The sequence below is a fragment of the Morganella psychrotolerans genome (assembly GCF_001676155.1).
GTDB classification, from domain to species: domain Bacteria; phylum Pseudomonadota; class Gammaproteobacteria; order Enterobacterales; family Enterobacteriaceae; genus Morganella; species Morganella psychrotolerans.
On the sequence record NZ_LZEW01000017.1, the window covers coordinates 1 to 1202 of the forward strand.

A 1202-nucleotide genomic window follows, 5' to 3' on the forward strand; every position below is an offset into this window, starting at 1 on the left:
GGGGTTATGTTATTTAACAATAACAAAGCTAGCAAACTACATTATAACATCCCTTTATTTAAGGTTTCGTCTGATGATAAAGACAGAAAGGTATGCAAATCATTTAAATCAGGATTAAATTTTGTAAATGGGATTGCATCATGGATTGGGATTGAAAATGAAAAATTAGATAAAAACTATAGTTTGTTTGATTGCAAGGATGACCCTTATGATTTTGGGCTTAAAAATCGTATAAAACAAAATGTGACCCCTATTGATCCTGCAATTGATTTGATAGGAAAGTAAAAAAAAAAGTATTTAGAAGAAAACAATTCACAAGAACAGCATAGATCGTATAGGCTATAGGCACAAAGAAGAAAAACCGCCCGTAGGAAGGCGGTTTTTCAAGTAGTTCATAGAGTTTAGCGACTCTTGAACTGCAGGTTACAGGGTGTGAGATACCGCTGAAACCCGAAATCTGTCCCATCAGTTTAGCCGTAATTAAGGCGACACTTCAAGGATTTCAGCAAAATAAATCAGTACTCCCTGTTACCAATGGCTATCGCCAATGGCGTTTTTGCGTGTCTGTCAGGGTTGGATTCAAGAGAACAGTTACCTGAACAGGCGTGATAGTCGGGCTAAACGGGGAGTTCGTGCAGATAGCCCAGCTTGGAGCGAACCACCTAAGTAAGTGCAGTGCCGGTACAGGGAAGCTGAGAGATAGCGCCCCCAGAGATTGAAAGAGCGGAGTAAAACCGGCTGTAAACTTGTAAGGTGGGAACAGGAGAGCGCACGAGGGAGCCGTCAGAGGGAAACTTCTGGCATCTTTAGAGTCCTGTCGGGTTTCGCCTATCTTGACTAGAGCACCGAAAATCAATCGATTTTTGTGAAGCTCGTCAGGAGGGCGGAGCCTATTGTAAAAGGGCTACCTCTTGCCCAGCTTTGTGCTCAGTTGTCTGTGTAGTGACTCCGCTTGTTCATGGAGTTCTTCACAAAGGTTGGTTTCCGCATCGAGTTTATCTGAATCCAGCTCATTCAGTTTCTCGAGTAAGAGCAGACTCTGAGCCTGTAAAAACTTAGCCATGTTTACGACAGCTTTTTCCTGCTTCGTCATCTTTAATATCCGTCCATTTCCTCACTGATTGTACAAAATCTTATCTGCTGTTAATGTTTAGGGCAAGGACACACATCGTTATCTCTGCGAGATTTCCTCGTGACCTTGC

At 42.5% G+C, this 1202-nt stretch carries 1 protein-coding gene and 1 pseudogene; one reads left to right on the top strand and one right to left on the bottom strand.

Features of this window, described 5'->3' with window-relative positions; translation table 11 throughout:
- Positions 1–285: pseudogene (locus tag AYY16_RS20465) on the top strand (sulfatase-like hydrolase/transferase); the annotation flags it as partial.
- A gap of 619 nt (positions 286–904) precedes the next feature.
- Here AYY16_RS20465 and AYY16_RS13075 read toward each other — a convergent pair.
- The gene (locus AYY16_RS13075; protein ID WP_067367354.1) at positions 905–1093 is read right to left on the bottom strand and encodes a Rop family plasmid primer RNA-binding protein; all 189 of its coding nucleotides are present in this window, start codon (positions 1091–1093) and stop codon (positions 905–907) included.
- Positions 1094–1202 lie beyond the last annotated feature (109 nt).